The 19,864-nt window shown below is 50.0% G+C and carries 18 protein-coding genes and 1 tRNA gene; 8 read left to right on the plus strand and 11 right to left on the minus strand.

Going from position 1 to position 19,864, the window contains the following annotated elements; genetic code table 11:
- Positions 1-280: 280 nt before the first annotated feature.
- The 3 genes from BZG84_RS13650 to BZG84_RS13660 all read right to left on the minus strand — a co-directional run bounded on the left by BZG84_RS13650 (position 281) and on the right by BZG84_RS13660 (position 2,264).
- A complete protein-coding gene (locus tag BZG84_RS13650; protein WP_069589232.1) occupies positions 281-493 on the minus strand; it encodes a hypothetical protein in 213 nt (70 codons plus the stop codon).
- Between the two features lie 75 nt (positions 494-568).
- Complete coding sequence (locus BZG84_RS13655; RefSeq protein WP_198536737.1) at positions 569-2,116, minus strand: aminotransferase-like domain-containing protein; 1,548 nt, start codon at positions 2,114-2,116, stop codon at positions 569-571.
- A 61-nt stretch (positions 2,117-2,177) separates the two neighbouring features.
- Positions 2,178-2,264, minus strand: a tRNA-Leu gene (locus tag BZG84_RS13660).
- A gap of 216 nt (positions 2,265-2,480) precedes the next feature.
- On the opposite strand from BZG84_RS13660, the gene BZG84_RS13670 reads away from it, so the two are divergent.
- The 7 genes from BZG84_RS13670 to BZG84_RS13700 all read left to right on the plus strand — a co-directional run bounded on the left by BZG84_RS13670 (position 2,481) and on the right by BZG84_RS13700 (position 9,965).
- Positions 2,481-2,981, plus strand: a complete 501-nt coding sequence (locus BZG84_RS13670) for an RDD family protein (protein WP_077481986.1) — start codon at positions 2,481-2,483, stop codon at positions 2,979-2,981.
- Between the two features lie 519 nt (positions 2,982-3,500).
- On the plus strand, positions 3,501-4,943 hold the full coding sequence (locus BZG84_RS13675; RefSeq protein WP_077678331.1) for a YfcC family protein: 1,443 nt from the start codon (positions 3,501-3,503) through the stop codon (positions 4,941-4,943).
- A gap of 633 nt (positions 4,944-5,576) precedes the next feature.
- Positions 5,577-6,797: an arginine deiminase gene (arcA, locus tag BZG84_RS13680; protein WP_077479483.1), complete on the plus strand. Its 1,221-nt coding sequence runs from the start codon at positions 5,577-5,579 to the stop codon at positions 6,795-6,797.
- 58 nt (positions 6,798-6,855) lie between these two features.
- The gene (arcC, locus tag BZG84_RS13685; RefSeq protein ID WP_069589240.1) at positions 6,856-7,818 is read left to right on the plus strand and encodes a carbamate kinase; all 963 of its coding nucleotides are present in this window, start codon (positions 6,856-6,858) and stop codon (positions 7,816-7,818) included.
- 26 nt (positions 7,819-7,844) lie between these two features.
- Positions 7,845-8,849: an ornithine carbamoyltransferase gene (argF, locus tag BZG84_RS13690; RefSeq protein WP_069589241.1), complete on the plus strand. Its 1,005-nt coding sequence runs from the start codon at positions 7,845-7,847 to the stop codon at positions 8,847-8,849.
- 168 nt (positions 8,850-9,017) lie between these two features.
- Complete coding sequence (locus BZG84_RS13695) at positions 9,018-9,506, plus strand: arginine repressor (RefSeq protein WP_069589242.1); 489 nt, start codon at positions 9,018-9,020, stop codon at positions 9,504-9,506.
- Positions 9,507-9,572: 66 nt separating this feature from the next.
- The gene (locus BZG84_RS13700) at positions 9,573-9,965 is read left to right on the plus strand and encodes a RidA family protein (RefSeq protein WP_069589244.1); all 393 of its coding nucleotides are present in this window, start codon (positions 9,573-9,575) and stop codon (positions 9,963-9,965) included.
- 61 nt (positions 9,966-10,026) lie between these two features.
- Here BZG84_RS13700 and idi read toward each other — a convergent pair whose 3' ends face one another.
- The 8 genes from idi to nudF form a co-directional block, all read right to left on the minus strand.
- Entirely contained in the window at positions 10,027-10,587 is a 561-nt protein-coding gene (gene idi / locus BZG84_RS13705) for an isopentenyl-diphosphate Delta-isomerase (protein WP_077479484.1), read from the minus strand.
- Positions 10,588-10,601: 14 nt separating this feature from the next.
- Positions 10,602-11,336: a 1-acylglycerol-3-phosphate O-acyltransferase gene (locus BZG84_RS13710; protein ID WP_077479485.1), complete on the minus strand. Its 735-nt coding sequence runs from the start codon at positions 11,334-11,336 to the stop codon at positions 10,602-10,604.
- A gap of 108 nt (positions 11,337-11,444) precedes the next feature.
- Positions 11,445-13,703, minus strand: coding sequence for a DNA topoisomerase IV subunit A (parC, locus tag BZG84_RS13715; RefSeq protein WP_069589249.1), 2,259 nt, complete (start codon positions 13,701-13,703; stop codon positions 11,445-11,447).
- A 25-nt stretch (positions 13,704-13,728) separates the two neighbouring features.
- Positions 13,729-15,621, minus strand: a complete 1,893-nt coding sequence (gene parE / locus BZG84_RS13720; RefSeq protein ID WP_077479512.1) for a DNA topoisomerase IV subunit B — start codon at positions 15,619-15,621, stop codon at positions 13,729-13,731.
- A 163-nt stretch (positions 15,622-15,784) separates the two neighbouring features.
- A complete protein-coding gene (yqiA, locus tag BZG84_RS13725; RefSeq protein WP_077479486.1) occupies positions 15,785-16,363 on the minus strand; it encodes an esterase YqiA in 579 nt (192 codons plus the stop codon).
- Between the two features lie 4 nt (positions 16,364-16,367).
- A complete protein-coding gene (gene cpdA / locus BZG84_RS13730; protein ID WP_077678332.1) occupies positions 16,368-17,192 on the minus strand; it encodes a 3',5'-cyclic-AMP phosphodiesterase in 825 nt (274 codons plus the stop codon).
- Between the two features lie 22 nt (positions 17,193-17,214).
- Entirely contained in the window at positions 17,215-17,661 is a 447-nt protein-coding gene (locus tag BZG84_RS13735; protein WP_108742936.1) for a DUF1249 family protein, read from the minus strand.
- Between the two features lie 13 nt (positions 17,662-17,674).
- Positions 17,675-18,313: an ADP-ribose diphosphatase gene (gene nudF / locus BZG84_RS13740; protein ID WP_077678333.1), complete on the minus strand. Its 639-nt coding sequence runs from the start codon at positions 18,311-18,313 to the stop codon at positions 17,675-17,677.
- Between the two features lie 231 nt (positions 18,314-18,544).
- Between nudF and tolC the strand changes: the two genes are divergently transcribed.
- Positions 18,545-19,858 (plus strand): outer membrane channel protein TolC, encoded by a 1,314-nt coding sequence (tolC, locus tag BZG84_RS13745; protein ID WP_077678334.1) that lies wholly within the window; start codon positions 18,545-18,547, stop codon positions 19,856-19,858.
- Positions 19,859-19,864 lie beyond the last annotated feature (6 nt).

Below are 19,864 nucleotides of genomic sequence, written 5' to 3' on the forward strand. Positions count from 1 at the left end.
ACTATAAAAGTTGTCGTTTGGTCACTCAGTTCATCGAATAAATCTTTTTGTCTATTCTCAACGAGTGCCCACACAGATTGCATAGGTCAAATTGTTAAAGAGCGTGTCGATTTAGTGGTCGGCATTTCGTGACTTGCGTCTCATTGCCCCGTCGACAGGAAGCGCAGTATAGAGATTTCAGTTTTTCCCGCAACCCCTAAATATAAAAAAAATGCGCCTTGCGGTTTGTTTGTCTATAAAACAAACAAAAACCGTCAAGACGCCAAAGATTACCGTTCAATTAATGCTGATTCTGGCGCTCTTCTGCCCGCTCTTTCGCGCGGCAATGTCGAATAGACGCCCACGCCATAAAGAAAAGTACAAAAGGGATGGCGCCAGCGGTCCATTCAGCCCACGTGTAGTAAGCCAATGTTTCAATAATGATGACATGGCCCAGAATCAGTAGGGCCGCGCAGATAATCGCAACGACCATCATGCTTAGCTCTGATTTCATCCTTTTCTCTCCCTAAAGTGTGTGCCCAGTTAGTGTATGCCTAGGGCCAGTGACGGGATTAGTACAAAGCCACCGCTATTTAGCTGTAACAGTATCGGCTATTGATAAAGATGAGAGCACAGTCGCAATCTGTGTAAGGCCGCTGTCAACGCTCGCTGGCGTATCAGCATCAACAGTCTCAGGCTCACTGATAGAGAAGTTTAAGCGGAAGCAGTCGTTAAACCGATCATCAGTGGCAAACAAAGCGCCCGGTGCGAGTGTAATGCCATAGGGCAAGAGTTCTCGAAATAGCTGGCGAGTGTCCATGCCATTATTCAGTGCGACCCATAAGAAGTAGCCACCTTGAGGGTCGGTGACCGATGCACTCATCGGCAAAATACGGCGCAGGCTGTCACGTACGGCGTGTTTGCGCTGTAACAAGGCAGTGCGCAAACGGCGCAGGTGTGCGTCATACCCACCCTGCTGCAAATAATGCGCGATAGCGAGCTGGTTAGGGGCACCCACAGATAAACTGGACACATACTGTCGCTTTTCAATTTGTGTGGCATAACATCCTGCCGCCACCCAACCGACCCTGAAACCAGGCGCTAACTGTTTCGAAAACGACCCACAATGCAAAACTAGCCCTTGGCTGTCATAACACTTCAGTGGCATGGGGCGTGATTCAGAGAAAAAGAGCTCACCATAGACATCGTCTTCTATTAAAGGGACTTGGTGACGCGCGAGCAGTGATACCAGTGCTGGTCTATCTTTTTCAGGAATCGATGCCCCCGTTGGGTTATGAAAGTTACTCATCAGCCAGCAAGCAGCGACGTGGTGAGTACTCAACGCAGCTTCAAGCGCGTTTATATTCACTCCCGTTTCAGGATCGACCGGCACGGGCACGGGCTCCAGTTGCAACCGCTCAAGGGTTTGCAGCACCCCATAAAAGGCTGGCGCTTCGATGATCACTTTATCCCCGGGCTGAGTCAGGGCCGCCAGTGATAGGCTTAACGCTTCGATGGCACCATTGGTGATGATGATCTCATCCATCGCCACCTTTATTCCTTGCCGCAGGTAGCGCTGCGCAATCATGCGACGCAAACCTTCATCACCGGGAGGAAGCATGGTGAGATAATCTGGATGCGATGATTGACGAAGGACTCGTGCCATCGCCCGTCCTAACGCTTGCATGGGAAATAAAGTGGGATCAGGGAACGCCGAGCCGAACGGAAAGCACGAGCCTGACTTGCTCGCGCTAATCACATCAAAGACATCTTGATGCGCCTGCAGCCAATGAGAGTCTGCTTGAGGACGCGCCAAAGAGTCGGAAGACAATTGATTGTAATGCGGACGCACAAAGTATCCAGCTCTGGGGCGAGCCTCAACCCAGCCATCCGCTTCTAACTGCTCATAAGCGCGCATGACAGTCATTGGGCTAACATGTTGGAGGCGGCTCATCTCACGAACGGAAGGGATCCGCTCACCGGCTTGCCACACCCTTTGATCGATTTGCGTTTTTACCCAAACGGCGATGTCTTGATAGCGAACCTGCACCATACCACTCCCTGTGACAACCACGGCTCGATAATACCTTGCCGTGTTCGCTTTGCCTTGCGCGATACCCGAGGATTGTGAAGTCATCACGATTCAGTCGGCATAAACGAAAAAAGCCCCTGTCTTTCGACAGGGGCTTTTTGGGATTTGGTGCCGAGAGAGGGACTTGAACCCTCACACCCGTTAAGGCGGCGGATTTTGAATCCGCTGCGTCTACCAATTCCGCCATCTCGGCAAGTGCTGGCAATTATACGTACCGCCCTTTCGAGTGCAAGCATTAAAAAACAAAAAATGTTTGTTCGCGCTATTTTTAACCAATTCGCGGTTAAATACATCAAAGGCGGTGTAATCATGAGCAAACGACATCGCAAAACCGCCCTATCAGCTTACTCACCTAAACAGTGAATGTGCTAGGCTAGCGGCGACTTTGATACTTGGATGTAGCTAAACCATGCAGACTTCTTCTATTGCATGCCCAACCGCCGGTTTTTTTCGCCGTCTTGCTGTTTGGGTTTATGATCTTTTGATTGTTGCCGCATTACTTATGCTTGCAGGCGGCGCGGTGATGGCAGCATTGGCTATCGCACAAGCGCTCGGGATGTCGATGGCACCTTATCAAGATGCCAGTGATTTTCTCACCCATCACCCTATCGCACAGCCTCTTTACACCGCCTATCTCGCCTGTGTGATTTGCGGATTCTACGGCTACTTCTGGTGTAAAGCCGGTCAGACGCTGGGGATGCGGGCCTGGCGCCTGCGCATTCAAAATGCTGACGGTAGTAATATTCGCCCCACACAAGCACTGATTCGTCTTGCGACAGCCTGCTTTGGGCTCGGTAACCTTATCGTGATTTTCGATAAGAACAACCGCGCGTTTCAAGATCACTTCGCAGAATGCGACATGATCGTATTACCGAAGCCCGCCAAAACCCCGAAAAGAAAGAAACAATAGCTATCATTGGGAAGGCTGCAGTGCCTTCCTCTTTTCTTCAACAATTCTATCGCAACCTCTAAATTTGATATAAAACAAAAAAACAGCGAGTTTTTAACCCTGCGACATTTTTAGTTAATCTGCTTTTTATTCACCACACTTATAGAGTAGGCATGACTAATTACGCAGTCTATTCACATAGAAAAGTCATGGTGTCTTGGTGGTTAGCGGTTAAAGAAAATTTAAAACAATAAAAACCCACTTCACCATCATACTAAGAACATTCTGAGTGATATATCTAAGCACGCAAACTAAACAGCCATTCACTTTTAATCTGCTCATCAATTAAGCGACAGCATACAGTCCCTTTCTTTTGTGAGATATCACTAAGAACTATTCACGGATGCACTTTTACAATAAAGAAAAAGCCACTGACATCGGCAGAAAAGAACAACGAAAATAACGTGAAACTTAAAAGAGTTACCTCAACACGTGTAGTGCCCTATTTTATTGCACTCAGAAGAGGTATGAGGAGATAGTATGAGTACCCAAAGTGTTCCTGAAAAAAAAGGTTGGTTCGCCAATCTCAAATTCCCATCCGCCTATACCATATTGTTCATTCTGATTGCCTTGGTCGCCGCGCTGAGTTGGATAGTCCCTGCTGGTCAGTACGAACGAGAATATAACGCTGAACTCGGCCGAGATGTGCCTGTATCAGGCACCTACCACCAAGTTGAAAGTAACCCTCAAGGCGTAGTCGACGTGCTGCTGGCCCCCATTGACGGTTTTTATAACCACGAAACCTATGAAGCGGCCGCCATTGATGTCTCACTTTTCATCCTCATTATTGGTGGCTTTTTAGGTCTGGTGACCAAAACCGGTGCCATTGATGCAGGGATTGAGCGGGTGACCAAACGCTTAGAAGGACGCGAAGAGTGGATGATCCCTATCCTAATGGGCCTCTTTGCCGCAGGCGGTACGATTTACGGGATGGCCGAAGAGTCCTTGCCTTTTTATACCCTACTCGTTCCTGTGATGATGGCGGCGCGCTTTGACCCTGTAGTAGCAGCGGCTACCGTACTCCTCGGTGCCGGTATTGGTACTTTAGGGTCAACCATCAACCCGTTTGCCACTGTCATTGCCGCGAATGCCGCCGGTATCCCTTTTACCGATGGTATTCTGTTACGCCTCGCTATTTTGGCCATTGGCTGGCTTATCTGTGTTGCCTATGTGATGCGTTATGCCCGCAAAGTGCGCGCTGACCAGAGCCAATCCATTGTTTATGATCAGTATGAGAGCAATAAAAAACACTTCCTTGGCGATCATGACGAAACACAAACGCTTGCCTTCACCACCACACGTAAAGTGATCTTAGGCATTTTTGCTGCCGCGTTTGCCGTGATGATCTATGGCGTCTCCTCACTAGGATGGTGGATGGCCGAGATCTCTGCCGTTTTCCTCGGTGCTGCAATTATTATTGGTCTGATTGCACGTATGAGTGAAGAAGAGATCACCACCAGCTTTATTGATGGCGCACGAGACCTTCTGGGTGTGGCCCTCATCATCGGTATTGCCCGCGGTATCGTGGTGATAATGGATAAAGGCATGATCACAGATACCATCTTGAACAGTGCTGAAGGTATGGTGACTGGGCTATCGTCTTTTGTTTTTATCAACGTTATGTATTGGCTGGAAGTCTTGCTGTCTTTCTTGGTGCCATCATCATCTGGTTTGGCAGTCCTCACCATGCCTATCATGGCGCCACTGGCTGACTTTGCAAACGTTGGGCGCGAGTTAGTCGTGACCGCTTATCAATCTGCATCCGGTGTCGTCAACCTCGTCACCCCCACCTCCGGCGTGGTGATGGGTGGCCTTGCTATCGCTCGCGTTCCCTATGTTAAATGGATCAAATGGGTGGCGCCTTTACTCGGTATTCTTACCATCATGATTATGGTTATGCTCAGTGTGGGTGTCATGCTGTAACCCCTATTAATACACCGACTAGCGCGCTCACGTATTCGTCAGCGCGCTTTTTTATGTCTGCCACTCCCTCGCTCAACCATGCCTCACCACGGTGATATATTCCACTTCTCAAAACAACATGGCACCGTATTTCTCTTTTTTACACAGTTCCGTTACCGGTATAAAACGGATTCCCGCCATCCAGACAATAAACACAGTTATTTTACACTTTTAACAAAAAAAGTATTTATATCGACATCAATCACAGTTTTGAGGAAAAAAACGGCTTTATTTGTTAACAAAGAAAAAATAGAAAGATAGCCATTCACTTATTACGCATACCCTCATCATTCAAAGTAATACTGATTGGCATAAAAAAGAAAATAGATCCGCATTAACAAAGGGAAATTAAAAAATATTTCGTTAGACACTCACAATTCCTGCTTAATTATTAAAAAACCAAAAAACCTCATACCATAAATACCATTAACACAGGGTAAAAAAGGCAAAAGACAATGATTTAATTCACTGTGATCTAACTTCAAGAATACCCCAGACACCGCGTTAGAATGAATCTGTACCCAATAATACATCTGCACTTTTTATTCATCCCTTCCGATAAAAAGCCAAGCAGAGATATACGGAGAAAGAAAGATGAACAACTTCTATGTCGGCTCTGAAATTGGTCAATTACGTACCGTGATGCTGCATCGTCCTGAGCGTGCGCTCACCCACTTAACACCATCAAACTGTCATGACTTACTGTTTGATGATGTTCTGTCCGTTGAACGTGCAGGTGAAGAGCATGACAAATTTGCTCAAACCCTACGTGATCAAGGCGTTGAAGTCCTCCTGCTCCAAAATCTACTGGCTGAGACTCTGGATGTACCTGAAGCCAAAGAATGGCTGATGAACCTAAAAATCTCGGATTATACCTTCGGCCCTTCGTTTGCTAATGACATCCGTTGTTATTTGAATGACCTGCCTCACCATGAACTCGCATCGATGTTCTTAGGCGGATTGGCCTATTCTGAGCTGCCAATCGCAACAACCTCTATGTTGCAAGCCATGCACGCACCGTCCGACTTTATTATTGCTCCACTCCCCAACCACCTATTCACCCGCGATACCTCCTGCTGGGTTTACGGTGGTGTATCAATTAACCCTATGGCCAAACCCGCGCGTAAACGTGAAACCAATCATCTTCGCGCCATTTATAAATGGCACCCTCGCTTTGCGAACGGTGATTTTATTACCTACTTCGGCGGCGAAAATATCGACTATGACAACGCCACCATTGAAGGCGGCGATGTTACCGTCCTCGGCAAGGGCGTGGTGCTTATCGGTATGTCCGAGCGCACAACCCCACAAGGGGTAGAAAACTTGGCTTCTAGCTTATTTAGACACGGCCAAGCCAAACAAGTGATTGCGATGGAGCTACCGAAACACCGCTCTTGCATGCACCTTGATACCGTGATGACCCATATGCGCGAAGATACCTTCTCGGTATACCCAGAAGTGATCCGTAAAGACATCAAATGCTGGAGCCTCACCGGTGATCGCACCGGCAAGCTAAACGTTCGCGAAGAGGATTACTTCCTGACCGCGATTGAAAAAGGACTGGATGTTGGCCCACTAAATCTGATCACCACAGGGGGTGACAGCTTCGAAGCCGAACGCGAACAGTGGAATGATGCTAACAACGTACTGACTGTCCGTCCTGGCGTAGTCGTGGGTTATGAACGCAACACCTATACCAATGAAAAATATGACAAAGCGGGTATCACTGTGTTGTCGATTCCTGGTGACGAATTAGGTCGCGGTCGTGGCGGAGCACGCTGCATGAGCTGCCCAATCCATCGTGACGGCATCTAATCGCCTTGTTGGGCTGAGCAAGTAGCTCAGCCCCCACCGACTGTAGAGAGTATTAAGTATGAAAAAACAAACTGTGGTGGTGGCACTCGGAGGCAATGCACTCCTTCGCCGGGGTGAGCCTTTAGAAGCTGACATTCAACGCGCCAATATTGCCAAAGCAGCAAAAACCATTGCAGCGATTGGCGAACAATACAACGTGGTGCTCGTGCACGGTAATGGTCCACAGGTTGGCCTACTCGCCTTACAGGGGCTGGAGTATAAATCCGTCACGCCATATCCACTTGACGTTCTCGGTTCAGAAACCCAAGGCATGATTGGCTACATGTTAATGCAAGAGCTGCATAACTTAGCCCCCGAGCAACACGTTTCTTGCATGCTCACGCAAATGACCGTCGATCCAAATGATCCCGCGTTTGCCAATCCCACCAAGCCCATTGGTCCCGTTTACGACCAACAAGAGGCCTCGGCGCTGGCTGAAAAATACGGCTGGGACATCAAACCAGATGGCCAATATTATCGTCGTGTTGTACCCAGCCCACAACCAACCGGCATTGTGGAAGATGACGCCATCGCTAGCCTGATTGCGCAAGGACACCTTGTGATTTGTACCGGTGGTGGCGGCATTCCTGTGATTCAAGAAGGGAATCAACTTAAAGGGATTGAGGCTGTGATTGATAAAGACATGTCAGCGGCTTTCCTTGCTCGTCAAATCAATGCCGATGCCTTGCTGATTTTGACCGATGCCGACGCGGTGTATTTGGACTATGGCCAACCCACCCAACGCGCATTGGCGGATACCACCCCTGATGATCTGAGCCAATACACCTTCGACGCAGGCTCCATGGGACCCAAAATTGACGCGTCCTGCGAATTTATCCGTCAAGGCGGAAAACTGGTTGGCATCGGAGCCTTAGAGGATGGCCTTGCTATTCTTGCCGGCCAAGCCGGAACACGTATTCGTGCCCAAGCAGTCAATAACAACAATATTTCTCACGGCCAACCTGCACCAGCGCAAGCCTGAGACCAATAACGAGAGGATTACCCACTATGGCATTTAATCTACGTAACCGTAACTTCCTAAAGCTGCTGGACTTCACACCCCGTGAGATCCAACACTTTATCGACATGGCCATTGAACTCAAAAAAGCCAAATACAATGGCTATGAAACCCCACGTTTAAAAGGTAAAAATATCGCGCTGATCTTTGAGAAGTCGTCGACTCGTACCCGTTGTGCGTTTGAAACCGCCGTGTTCGACCAAGGCGGACAAGTCAGCTATATCGGCCCAACAGGCTCTCAAATTGGCCACAAAGAATCCATGAAAGACACGGCCCGCGTGCTTGGTCGCATGTATGACGGCATTGAATACCGTGGCTTTGGCCAAGCGATTGTTGAAGAGCTGGGCGAATATGCTGGTGTGCCGGTCTGGAACGGTTTAACCACCGAGTTTCACCCCACCCAAATCTTGGCGGATTTGATGACCATGATTGAACATGGTCGTGGAAAACAGCTTCACGAAATGCGCTTTGCGTACCTCGGTGATGCCCGAAACAACATGGGCAACTCTCTGATGGTCGGTGCGGCTAAAATGGGGATGGATATTCGTCTAGTGGCGCCAAAAGCATTCTGGCCTGAAGAAGAGCTGGTCGCACAATGCCGCGCGATCGCTGAACAAACGGGCGCACGCATTACCCTCACCGAAGACGTGCAGGAAGGTGTCAAAGACTGTGATTTCTTGTACACCGACGTGTGGGTATCTATGGGTGAATCCAAAGAAGCATGGGATGAGCGTGTCGCATTGATGAAGCCTTACCAAGTCAATATGGACGTGGTCAAAGCAACCGGCAATCCACACGTAAAATTCATGCATTGCTTACCCGCTTTCCACAACAACGAAACCACCGTGGGTGCGGAGATCGAAGCCAAATATGGCTTAAAAGGCCTTGAAGTGACAGAAGATGTCTTCGAGTCTGACTATTCGATTGTCTTTGATGAAGCAGAAAATCGCTTGCACACCATCAAAGCGGTCATGGTTGCCACTCTCGGCGACTGATCCACGCGCCGGGTGCCTATGCATCCGGCGTCTATTCTTTGCGTCAAGCAGTGACCATCATCAAGGTTTGCCCCCGCCAACACTGATACTATGCGTTTAAAATCACCAGAAAGCAGTGAAATTCACTATTTTCGAGGTTAATAGCCATCGATTATAAAGGAGTGACCGGTGAGTGATTATGCAATTCCGTCGGTGACAGCCTCCAATCCGGAGGAGAACATCCTCTCAGCCTGCCGGCATTTATTACAAACCCAAAGCTTTACCACCCAAGACGAAGTGCGTCAGCAGTTGGTCCAACTGGGGTATCTCGACGTCAGCCAATCTACCGTCTCTCGTTTGCTCTCCAAACTTGGAGTGGCAAAGATCCCCAATGCACATGGACAGAAGGTGTATTCGATCAGCGGCGATATTGAGCCCGTTTACGCGGTGTCATCGGTGGGATCTCAAATTGATGAAATCACGTGCAGTCATGCCATGGTGGTAATCAAAACCCACCCTGGTGGTGCGCAGTTGATCGCGCGCTTAATCGATCTGAATCGTCACCCTGCGATTTTAGGCACGGTAGGCGGTAACGACACGATTTTTGTTGCACCTCGCCGTGTGAGCGAGTTGAACTTATGCGAAAAAGCAGTACGAGAACGTCTGGCAAGCGAGTAAGTACTTTACCTCGCCGCGCAACCGTTGCAGACTATTAACGTCGCTTTTTTAACAAAGGAATACAGCATGACCCAAGTACTGCAAACTGAGCAGGCACCTGAAGCTATTGGCCCATATTCACAGGGTGTCGATCTCGGCAACATGGTACTGACTTCCGGTCAGATCCCTGTCAATCCAGTGACTGGTCAAATTTCACCAGAGATCACTGCTCAAACACGCCAATCACTCGATAACGTTAAAGCCGTTGTTGAAGCGGCGGGCCTCAAAGTGAATGACATTGTTAAACTGACTGTCTTCGTTAAAAACCTTGAGGACTTTGCGGAAATCAATAAAGTCTACGGCGCTTTTTTTGATGAGCACGGCGTAGAAAACTATCCCGCCCGTTCTTGTGTGGAAGTCGCTCGCCTTCCTAAAGATGTAGATATTGAAATTGAAGGGATTGCGGTGCGTCACGCGTAACCTATGCCGTTGCATACAAGAAAGCGGCGTTTAACGCCGCTTTTTTTATGCTTTCTCACACCTAAGCCATAGCATGCGTCGGCGTCATCGCACAAATGTGAGCAAATACCTGTGAGAACCAAGCCGTAAATTGCTCCGGCGAGTCCGCCAGTGCGACTTGTATATCTTGCTCCGACCACCAGCGACAATCCGATACCTCATCGGGGTTTAAAATCATCTCCACATGATTCACTTCACACGCAATCACCTGATCCCACTCGTGCTCAACCAGACCGTTATCCAGTTCAGCACGGTAGATAAAGGCAGGCCCCATGGCGAAATCAAGCGGACGCGCAATACCAAGCTCTTCATATAAACGCCGCTTGGCCGCGGCAGCCACAGGTTCATCTTTTTTGGGGTGCGAGCAGCAGGTATTGGTCCATAACCCACCGCTGTGATATTTGCTGTCAGCACGACGCTGAAGCAAGAACTCACGCTCACCGTCTTGGTTAAGACGGTATAACATGAGCGAAAAGGCCGAGTGCAGCCATCCTTGCTGATGGGCCTCCAACTTTTCAGCGGTCCCCTTGGGTTCACCCTCAGGTGACACCAAGACCACATGGTGACGCTGGGTTGGGGTCATGAGACACTCCTCTGTTATGCAGACTGCTTATTACGCTCAGCCACTTCCGCATCCAACTGCTCAAGTTTCGCTTTCATCAGTTGATGACAGTGTGCAGCAAGTTCGCGCACATTCTCTTTACTGTAGCCCTCGACCGATATCGGTGCCATCACTTCCACAATCACATGGCCGTTGTTCCAACGGTTCGCTTTGCAATGATGGGTCGAGCTACATACCACAGGCACCAGCGGCACTTGTGCGCCAATGGCGGCATGGAATGCGCCCGTTTTAAACGGCAATAAGCCACGGCCACGCGAACGTGTTCCCTCTGGGAATAACCATACGCATAATTGCTTCTCACGGATCTTTTCAATCACTTGAGCAATGGTTCCCATCGCTTTACTGCGGTTAGCGCGATCAATCAATACGTTACCGGTAAGCCAATACAACTGACCAAAAATCGGGATCCACAACAGGCTTTTTTTGCCCACAGTGACCGCACCCGGCATCAGTGCATTCGAGAGCGTGACCATGTCCCAGTTACTTTGGTGGTTAGCAATACACACACTCGCGCCCGGTTCACGTGGTGCGCCCTCGGCAAAGCGCAGCTCTACCTTGGTACCAAATAAGCCAGATAGACGACCAAACCATTTACTAATCTGGTAGCAGTTGCGTGGGTTACGTGGACTGAGTAGGCAATACAGCCCACCAAACACAAATAGCAAGATTGCGACAATCAGTACGGCAATCAGCCGTAACACAATAATCATTTCTCTCTCCAAAAGAGCAGACTGTCAAAGGCGAGTCAGTATACGGATTCGGAACAAAAATGCACCTAGTGAAAAAACGCACCTTCCAAAGAAGGTGCGTTCATTGGACTAGCTGTCTTGCTCGTCAATAAGGATTTCTACCGCGGAGACCCGTTGCAGGCCTCTTGGCAGCATGCTGCCACGACGACCCCGTTCACCACGGAAGTTGTCGAGGTCAGCGGCTTTTAGGGTCAACTTACGCTTGCCTGCATGCAGGGTCACCCCTGCTCCTTGCGGTAAGACATGTAACTGACTGAGCACCTCATCACGTGATTTGGCGCGCGCACCAGGGATATTGATAATCTTGTTTCCTTTACCTTTGCCCAACTGTGGCAAATCATGGATAGGGAATACCAACATCCGCCCCTCATTGGAAATGGCCAAGATCTGATCCGTTTCTAAGTCGTGAATACGGCGAGGCGGCATCACTTCGGCGTGCTCAGGCACAGTTAATAGCGCTTTACCACTACGGTTTTTCGACAGCATGTCTGCCTGTTTACACACAAAGCCATAGCCTGCATCCGAGGCAAGTAACGTCAGTTGGCTTTCATCCGCCATCATCACATGACGAATCGACGAGCCTGGAGTGATATTGATACGGCCCGTGATCGGTTCACCCTGACTGCGCGCCGACGGCAAGGTGTGCGATTCAATGGCATAGCTACGTCCGTCTGACCCCAAGAACACCGCGGGTTGATTGCTCTTGCCCGGCGCCGCATCGAGAAACTTGTCTCCCGCTTTATAGTTCAGCCCAGCCGCATCAACATCGTGCCCCTTGGCATGACGGATCCAACCTTTTTCCGACAGCACCACGGTGATCGGCTCACTGGGGATCAAATCACGCTCCGTCATGGCTTTGGCTTCTTCACGTTCCACCAACGGCGAGCGTCGATCATCACCGTACTTTTCAGCATCGGCGAGGATCTCTTTTTTGATCAAGGTATTCAACCGACGCTCTGAGCCTAACAGGGTTTGCAACTTGTCCCGCTCTTTGCTGAGCTCATCTTGCTCACCACGGATTTTGATCTCTTCGAGTTTGGCCAATTGACGCAGTTTGATCTCTAGAATCGCTTCCGCTTGCTTCTCACTAAGCCCAAAGCGCTTGATCAGTTCTGCCTTTGGATCATCCTCACTGCGGATGATTTCAATCACCTCATCAATATTGAGGTACGCGACCAATAAGCCCTCAAGAATGTGCAAACGCGCCAACACCTTCTCGAGACGATACTCCAAGCGACGACGCACCGTATCCCGACGGAACGTCAACCACTCCGACAGGATCATTTGCAGCCCTTTTACTTGCGGGCGTGCATCGAGGCCGATCATATTGAGGTTAACGCGATAGTTTTTCTCAAGATCCGTTGACGCGAATAAGTGATTCATCAACTGATCACTATCAACTCGGTTAGAGCGCGGCACCACCACGATACGTGTCGGGTTTTCGTGGTCAGACTCATCACGCAAGTCATCGACCATCGGCAGTTTTTTCGCCCGCATTTGGTTGGCGATTTGCTCGAGTAACTTGGCGCCAGAGACTTGATGCGGCAGTGCTGTGATCACAATGTCGCCGCTTTCTTTGTGCCAACGAGCTCGCATCTTGATGCTGCCACGACCACTGGTATAGAGCTTTTTCAGCTCGTGATGAGGTGTAATGACTTCTGCTTCAGTCGGATAATCCGGCCCTTTGACGTATTCCATCAGGCCATCCAGATCGATACTGGGTTTATCAATCATCGCCGCCAGCGCGTTAGCAAGTTCGCGCGCATTATGCGGGGGAATATCGGTGGCCATACCAACCGCAATCCCGGTCACCCCATTGAGGAGAATATGAGGAAGGCGCGCAGGTAAGGTTTTCGGCTCTTTCATGGTGCCATCAAAGTTTGGCACCCAATCCACAGTTCCTTGTCCCAGCTCTTGTAAGAGGACTTCCGAGAAGCGCGACAGGCGTGATTCGGTATAACGCATCGCCGCGAACGATTTGGGATCGTCCGGCGCCCCCCAGTTACCTTGACCATCCACCAGCGGATAACGATAAGAGAAAGGTTGCGCCATCAATACCATGGCTTCGTAGCAGGCAGAATCACCATGAGGGTGATACTTACCGAGCACGTCGCCAACGGTACGCGCTGATTTTTTATATTTGGCGGAGGCAGACAGCCCCAGCTCAGACATTGCATAAATAATTCGGCGCTGTACCGGTTTTAATCCGTCACCGATAAACGGCAGCGCACGGTCCATGATGACGTACATCGAGTAGTTGAGGTAAGCATCCTCTGTAAACTTGCGCAAGGCAAGCTGCTCGACGCCATCATAAGTCACCTCTGTCATGCTGATAGTATCCCGTTATATTTGTTTAAATCTCGGTCAGCTCGGCCATGTCGCCTTTTTGCTGCAACCAGTTACGACGATCTTCTGCCCGTTTTTTACCTAGCAGCATGTCCATCATTAATTGGGTTTGCTCAGGATCATCAATCGTCAGTTGCACCAAACGGCGTGTATTTGGATCCATCGTGGTTTCACGCAGTTGCAGAGGGTTCATTTCCCCCAGCCCTTTAAAGCGCTGTACGTTGATTTTTCCGCGTTTATTACTTAATCGCTCAAGGATGCCTGCTTTCTCGTCTTCATCGAGGGCGTAAAAGACTTCTTTTCCGCAATCAATACGGTACAAAGGCGGCATCGCAACATATACATGTCCTGCTTCGACCAGGGCACGGAAATGCTGCACAAACAACGCACATAACAGCGTCGCAATATGTAGACCATCAGAATCCGCATCGGCGAGAATGCAGACTTTATCGTAGCGCAGCCCGGACAGATCACCGGAGTCAGGGTCTATCCCTAGCGCCACCGAAATATCATGCACCTCTTGGGAAGCGAGGACTTGGTCAGCTGATACTTCCCACGTATTAAGAATTTTACCGCGTAGCGGCATCACCGCCTGAAACTCACGATCACGGGCCTGTTTCGCTGAGCCGCCTGCCGAGTCACCCTCCACCAAAAAGAGTTCGGTGCGACTGGAATCTTGCATCGCGCAGTCTGTCAGCTTACCGGGCAACGCTGGTCCCGAGGCGACTTTTTTCCGTACCACCTTTTTCGCGGCGCGCATACGGCGATGCGCGCTGGCAATGCACACCTCAGCCAAACGCTCGGCCAAGTGAGGACGCTCATTCAGCCACAAGCTAAAGGCATCTTTGACCACACCAGACACAAAGGCTGCACATTGACGTGAGGACAAACGCTCTTTCGTTTGGCCGGCAAATTGCGGATCTTGGATTTTCACTGACAAGACATATGCACAGCGCTCCCAGATATCATCCGCGGTGAGCTTCACACCACGAGGCAATAGGTTGCGGAACTCGCAGAACTCGCGCATCGCTTCTAGCATACCTTGGCGCAAGCCATTGACATGGGTGCCACCTTGCGGCGTCGGAATTAAGTTAACATAGCTTTCAGTGGTTAATTCACCACCTTCCGGTAACCAAATCACCGCCCAATCGACCGCTTCGTTCTTGCCACTGAACTCACCGACAAAGGGAGTGTCAGGCAACAGTTCAAAGCCCTTAACACTGTCGGCAAGGTAGTCTTTTAGGCCCGCTTCGTAGCACCAGCTAATGGTTTCATCGGTATTTTTGTCGGTGAAATTGATGGTTAAGCCCGGGCAAAGGACAGCTTTGGCTTTTAATATGGTTTTTAAGCGTGACAGCGAGAACTTACCGGAATCGAAAAATTGACTATCCGGCCAAAAGTGCACCCGCGTGCCACGGTTGCGTCGTCCGCACGTGCCAGTCACGGTCAAGTCTTGCACTTTGTCACCGTTTTCGAAGGCGATGTCATAGACTTGCCCATCGCGCTTGACCGTGATCTCAACACGACGAGACAAGGCGTTAACCACAGAGATCCCGACCCCGTGCAAACCACCACTAAATTGATAGCTTTTGTTGGAGAACTTGCCGCCAGCGTGAAGCTTACAGAGGATCAGCTCAACCCCAGACACTCCTTCTTCTGGGTGAATATCTACAGGCATCCCACGGCCATCATCAATCACTTCTAATGATTGGTCGGCATGAAGGATCACATCGATTTTACTCGCGTGGCCAGCAAGGGCTTCGTCGACACTGTTATCGATCACTTCTTGCCCTAAATGGTTAGGGCGACTGGTATCTGTGTACATACCCGGGCGTCGGCGCACTGGCTCGAGCCCGTTGAGGACTTCTATCGATCCTGCGTTATAACTTTGCTCTGTCATAATCGATTGGCTTAATAAATGTGATGACATGGTCAGCAAGGGGGCCTAGCTTGTCAAGCTCCGCCCCCTGTTACCGCGAGTTTATGTGAACTGCCATCCGCCTCGTACGCCGCCGTGTTCAGGCGAGACAAGGTTTGCCTAAGACGTTGGCAATAAAAGGAGGCTACAATCCAAGGAACTGGATAATGTCGGCGCAGTAGCGTTCAAAGCCAACAAAGCTATGATCGCCCTCTGGCTCAACCGTTTGTCGACTGGCACTAAATTTCTCAACCGCTTGACGATAGTCGAGCACTTCATCCCCCATTTGCTGCAGCAGCCAAAATTGCGAAGGGTGCGTCAAGGTAGGCACATCCAGCGTGCGCAGCGCCAAAATATCGTCAGCATCGAGTTGATAGCGCTCATGGGTGTAAGGATTCACCTGCTCGCCGATATAATCTTGCAATAACTCATACGGGCGTACCGCCGGATTGACCAACACCGCAGGTATATCATAGCGCTCACTGAGCCAAGTGGCGAGAAATCCCCCCAGTGAACTGCCAACGAGCCCCAGCTGATGGGTGGCACCATAGGTATCGACCAACTCAGTCAACAGATTCACGGTGGGTTGTGGGTGGCTAGGCAGTTGCGGGACGAGTACCTGAATATCCGGGCGCATCGTTTGACAATACGCCCGCATTTGTCGTGCTTTTAATGACTGCGGAGAGCTATTAAAGCCATGGAGATAGAGCAGTGCTGAGGCCATAGGGTTAGTATCCACTGGAGTCAAAATCAGGACGGAACTGTTGCCCTGTCACACGCTCGACTTGGCTCTCAATCCGTCCATCACTGTGCAAATCCAACCAGCGCCAGCCGGGGTTTTGATTATCCAATGCAAAATCATGCGAGTCCGGCATAAATTGGATACAGGTTGACGGCGATGCCATAACTTGTACACCTTGATGGCGAACATTCAGCGCTTGGTGAATGTGTCCACACACCACGGCTTTTGCCTGTGGGTGGGCCGCCATGATCTGCCAAAACCGCTCGCGGTTAACCAACTTGTGTTGATCGAGCCAAGTGCTGCCGGCCTCTAGCGGATGATGATGCAATAATACCAGCGCATGGCGCTGTGGGTACTCACTTAAGTGCTGATCTAACAGGCGTAACTGTTCGCTAGATAATTCACCATGTGGCACACCCGACACTTGGCTGTCGAGTAATATCATTTGCCAGTGTTTGCCAAGCAACACTTGTGAACAATGCGACAGCGAGCCAGATTGCAACACCGAACGCATTTCGGGTTGAAAATCATGGTTTCCCGGCAGCCAAAAACAGGGTTGCTGCCAACGCTGAATTCCATCTACAAAGCGGCGATAAGATAACGCTGAGTGATCTTGAGATAAATCACCGGTCGCAATAATGGCGTCAAAGGTACGTTGTGTGGCGCTTATCGCATCAAGCACCGCATGATAGCTATGCAGTGTATTAACACCCAGCAAACTGCCCTGTTCGTCCGCGAACAGGTGCGTGTCGGTGATTTGCAGAAGGCGAATACAATCGCCGTTCGCGTTCTCAATCTGGCAAGGCTGCAACGTTGAAAATACCTTTGCTGGTTTAGTTTAACGATGATTTATACACGGAGTCTGAGGCGGTCACGCCGCGGCGCAAACAGTGCGCCAGCCAATCAGACAAAAATGCATTAACCTGATGTTTTTCATTGCGCTGATGCATGCGCGGATTCGGATAATCATAACGCGGTTTTAGTCGTGAAATCTGCTGCGTGGTACACACTTCAGCAACACGTGCATCATGGTATAGGCGCACGGTTAAATTCGCGCGTAAGTAGTCGGGGGCTTGGCCTTTGCCGAGCTGGGCAATGTCCAGTAAGGTAGTGTAACGGGTTGACTCACGGACAACCAACGCATATTCCTGCCCTTGAATATCGTATCGACACACTTGCCCGACCTCGTCGCGTTTAGGCATTAAACGGACAAGTTTGGCGTAGTTGGTTTCATACAGGCGCATCATCGCCGGCAAGTCGACTCGATAATCTGTTTTCACACACACCTACTGTTTATTGATTGTTTTGTTCATTATAGCTTTGACGTAGCCGACTAGCATTGAGTTCCAACCATTGCAGCGCAATGATGGATGCCGCGTTTTCAATCTCGCCATCGACCACCTTTTGATACGCCTGTTGACGTGAGAATCGATGAACCAAGATATCTTCATTTTCGCTTGCCAATCCGTGTACGCCAGCCGCTTCAGACGCATCGACAATCGCCACAAAGACCTCTAATTGTTCCGAGCAGCCGCCGGAGCTGGATAAATAGCGGGTCACTCGCTCCATCTGCTGCAATAAAAGGCCGGCTTCTTCCCGCGCCTCGCGATGTGCCACTTGCTCGGGAGACTCTTGCTTATCTATCATGCCCGCAACAATCTCAAGCTGCCATGGCGAAGCCCCAGCAGCCATCGCTCCGACGCGAATTTGTTCTAGCATAACCACTTCGTCCCGCACAGGGTCATAGGGAAGCACTGCCACCGCATGACCACGCTCAAACAACTCGCGAACCACGGTACCACTCCAACCGCCTTTAAACAGTCGGTGACGAAACTGATAGCGCTGAATCGAGAAAAACCCTTGATAGCATGGTGAGATATCTTCAATCACAATGTCTTCACGGCCAAACTGACCGGGGGGATGGCTGGACATACTCGCTCCTTGCTATTTGTGGTGGCAGTGCAGTCTTATCATTGGCACGGTTGCGCTGCAAACCTTAAACTTAACTTTTTTGATAAAAGTTACAACTATTTTTAAGTCCCAATCGCAAACTGGATAGTTTACACTCAGTGTCTTAACAAATTGTCAGTTTCACGCAAGCATAATTGCGGTAAGCTAGTTGTCGTATTCTTATTGAACAGCTCAAATTCAGGGATTCTACCTATGAAAAAATTGCTCCCTTTGGCATTAGGCTTGGCACTCGGCAGCCTAAGCTCCGTGGCTCTAGCCGACGATCTCGCCCAAATTTACCAACAAGCGAAGCAAAGTGATCCCACACTCAATCAAGCCGCTGCTGAACGTGACGCTGCGTTTTCAGCCGTGGATGCAACGCGCGGTACATTGCTACCCCAAATTGGGTTAAATGCTGGCTATTCGATCACCCGCAATGACAGCAACGATCAGCGTGACAGTAACACCACCAGCGCAGACATCAGTCTAAGCCAACAAATTTTTAAGCGTGATAGCTGGATCAACCTCGATATCAGCGAAATGCAAGCGCGTCAGCTAGATGCAGTTTACGCCGCGCAACAGCAAGGCTTGATGCTGCGTGTCGCACAAGCCTACTTTGATGTACTCCGTGCCATGGACAAGCTGGAATTTGTCAAAGCAGAAAAAGCGGCGGTTGGCCGTCAGCTTGAGCAAACCAAACAACGTTTCGAAGTCGGGCTCTCCGCGATTACCGACGTACACGATGCACAAGCGCAATATGACGCAGTACTCGCCGACGAAATCTTGGCCCAGAATGCCCTCACCAATAGCTATGAAGGCTTGCGTGAGATCACTGGTGAAGCGCCACGTGATTTGCGCGTGTTGGATACCGCACGTTTTAGCGCGAGTAAACCTCAGCAGCAGCCAACCGCGTTGGTTGAAACTGCCGAAGAGAAAAACTTGAAGCTGTTGGCAAGCCGTATTGCCCGTGATACGGCCAAAGAGCAAATCAAGCTAGCTGAGTCTGGCCACCTTCCGACTTTAACGTTTAGCGCTAAATACGGCATGACAGATGTCGATAATCAGCACAGTGATGCGTATTCAAGCGATACCAACGAAGGCAGTGCCGGACTCACCTTTAGTTTGCCGCTGTTTACAGGGGGAAGCACCTCAGCGAACGTTGAGAAAGCGCAGTATAACTTCGTTGCGGCCTCGGAAAGTTTGGAAGCCACGTTCCGTTCAACGGTTAAGGACGTTCGCGCCTTCTATAACGACATTAACGCTTCTATCGGTGCCTTGCGTGCCTATGAGCAAACGGTCATCTCTGCGCGTTCAGCCCTAGAAGCGACAGAAGCAGGCTTTGAAGTGGGCACACGTACCATTGTGGATGTCCTCGACGCCACACGCCGTCTATACGATGCCAACCGTAACCTGTCGAATGCGCGTTACGACTACATCTTGAGCCGCCTTCAGTTGCGTCAAGCCGTGGGGACACTTAGCGAGCAAGACTTGCTAGAAATCAACAAAGGCTTGATTGAAAAGCGCTAAGCCTTA

The organism is Salinivibrio sp. PR932, from assembly GCF_001996125.1.
In the GTDB taxonomy this organism is placed as follows: Bacteria; Pseudomonadota; Gammaproteobacteria; order Enterobacterales; family Vibrionaceae; genus Salinivibrio; species Salinivibrio proteolyticus.

What these genes read in the sequence shown, in the direction of transcription:
- BZG84_RS13650 (WP_069589232.1), bottom strand. Translation starts at nt 493, where the DNA reads ATGAAATCAGAGCTAAGCATGATGGTCGTTGCGATTATCTGCGCGGCC.
- BZG84_RS13655 (WP_198536737.1), bottom strand. Translation starts at nt 2,116, where the DNA reads ATGACTTCACAATCCTCGGGTATCGCGCAAGGCAAAGCGAACACGGCA.
- BZG84_RS13670 (WP_077481986.1), top strand. Translation starts at nt 2,481, where the DNA reads ATGCAGACTTCTTCTATTGCATGCCCAACCGCCGGTTTTTTTCGCCGT.
- BZG84_RS13675 (WP_077678331.1), top strand. Translation starts at nt 3,501, where the DNA reads ATGAGTACCCAAAGTGTTCCTGAAAAAAAAGGTTGGTTCGCCAATCTC.
- arcA (WP_077479483.1), top strand. Translation starts at nt 5,577, where the DNA reads ATGAACAACTTCTATGTCGGCTCTGAAATTGGTCAATTACGTACCGTG.
- arcC (WP_069589240.1), top strand. Translation starts at nt 6,856, where the DNA reads ATGAAAAAACAAACTGTGGTGGTGGCACTCGGAGGCAATGCACTCCTT.
- argF (WP_069589241.1), top strand. Translation starts at nt 7,845, where the DNA reads ATGGCATTTAATCTACGTAACCGTAACTTCCTAAAGCTGCTGGACTTC.
- BZG84_RS13700 (WP_069589244.1), top strand. Translation starts at nt 9,573, where the DNA reads ATGACCCAAGTACTGCAAACTGAGCAGGCACCTGAAGCTATTGGCCCA.
- idi (WP_077479484.1), bottom strand. Translation starts at nt 10,587, where the DNA reads ATGACCCCAACCCAGCGTCACCATGTGGTCTTGGTGTCACCTGAGGGT.
- BZG84_RS13710 (WP_077479485.1), bottom strand. Translation starts at nt 11,336, where the DNA reads ATGATTATTGTGTTACGGCTGATTGCCGTACTGATTGTCGCAATCTTG.
- parC (WP_069589249.1), bottom strand. Translation starts at nt 13,703, where the DNA reads ATGACAGAGGTGACTTATGATGGCGTCGAGCAGCTTGCCTTGCGCAAG.
- parE (WP_077479512.1), bottom strand. Translation starts at nt 15,621, where the DNA reads ATGACAGAGCAAAGTTATAACGCAGGATCGATAGAAGTCCTCAACGGG.
- yqiA (WP_077479486.1), bottom strand. Translation starts at nt 16,363, where the DNA reads ATGGCCTCAGCACTGCTCTATCTCCATGGCTTTAATAGCTCTCCGCAG.
- nudF (WP_077678333.1), bottom strand. Translation starts at nt 18,313, where the DNA reads ATGTCCAGCCATCCCCCCGGTCAGTTTGGCCGTGAAGACATTGTGATT.
- tolC (WP_077678334.1), top strand. Translation starts at nt 18,545, where the DNA reads ATGAAAAAATTGCTCCCTTTGGCATTAGGCTTGGCACTCGGCAGCCTA.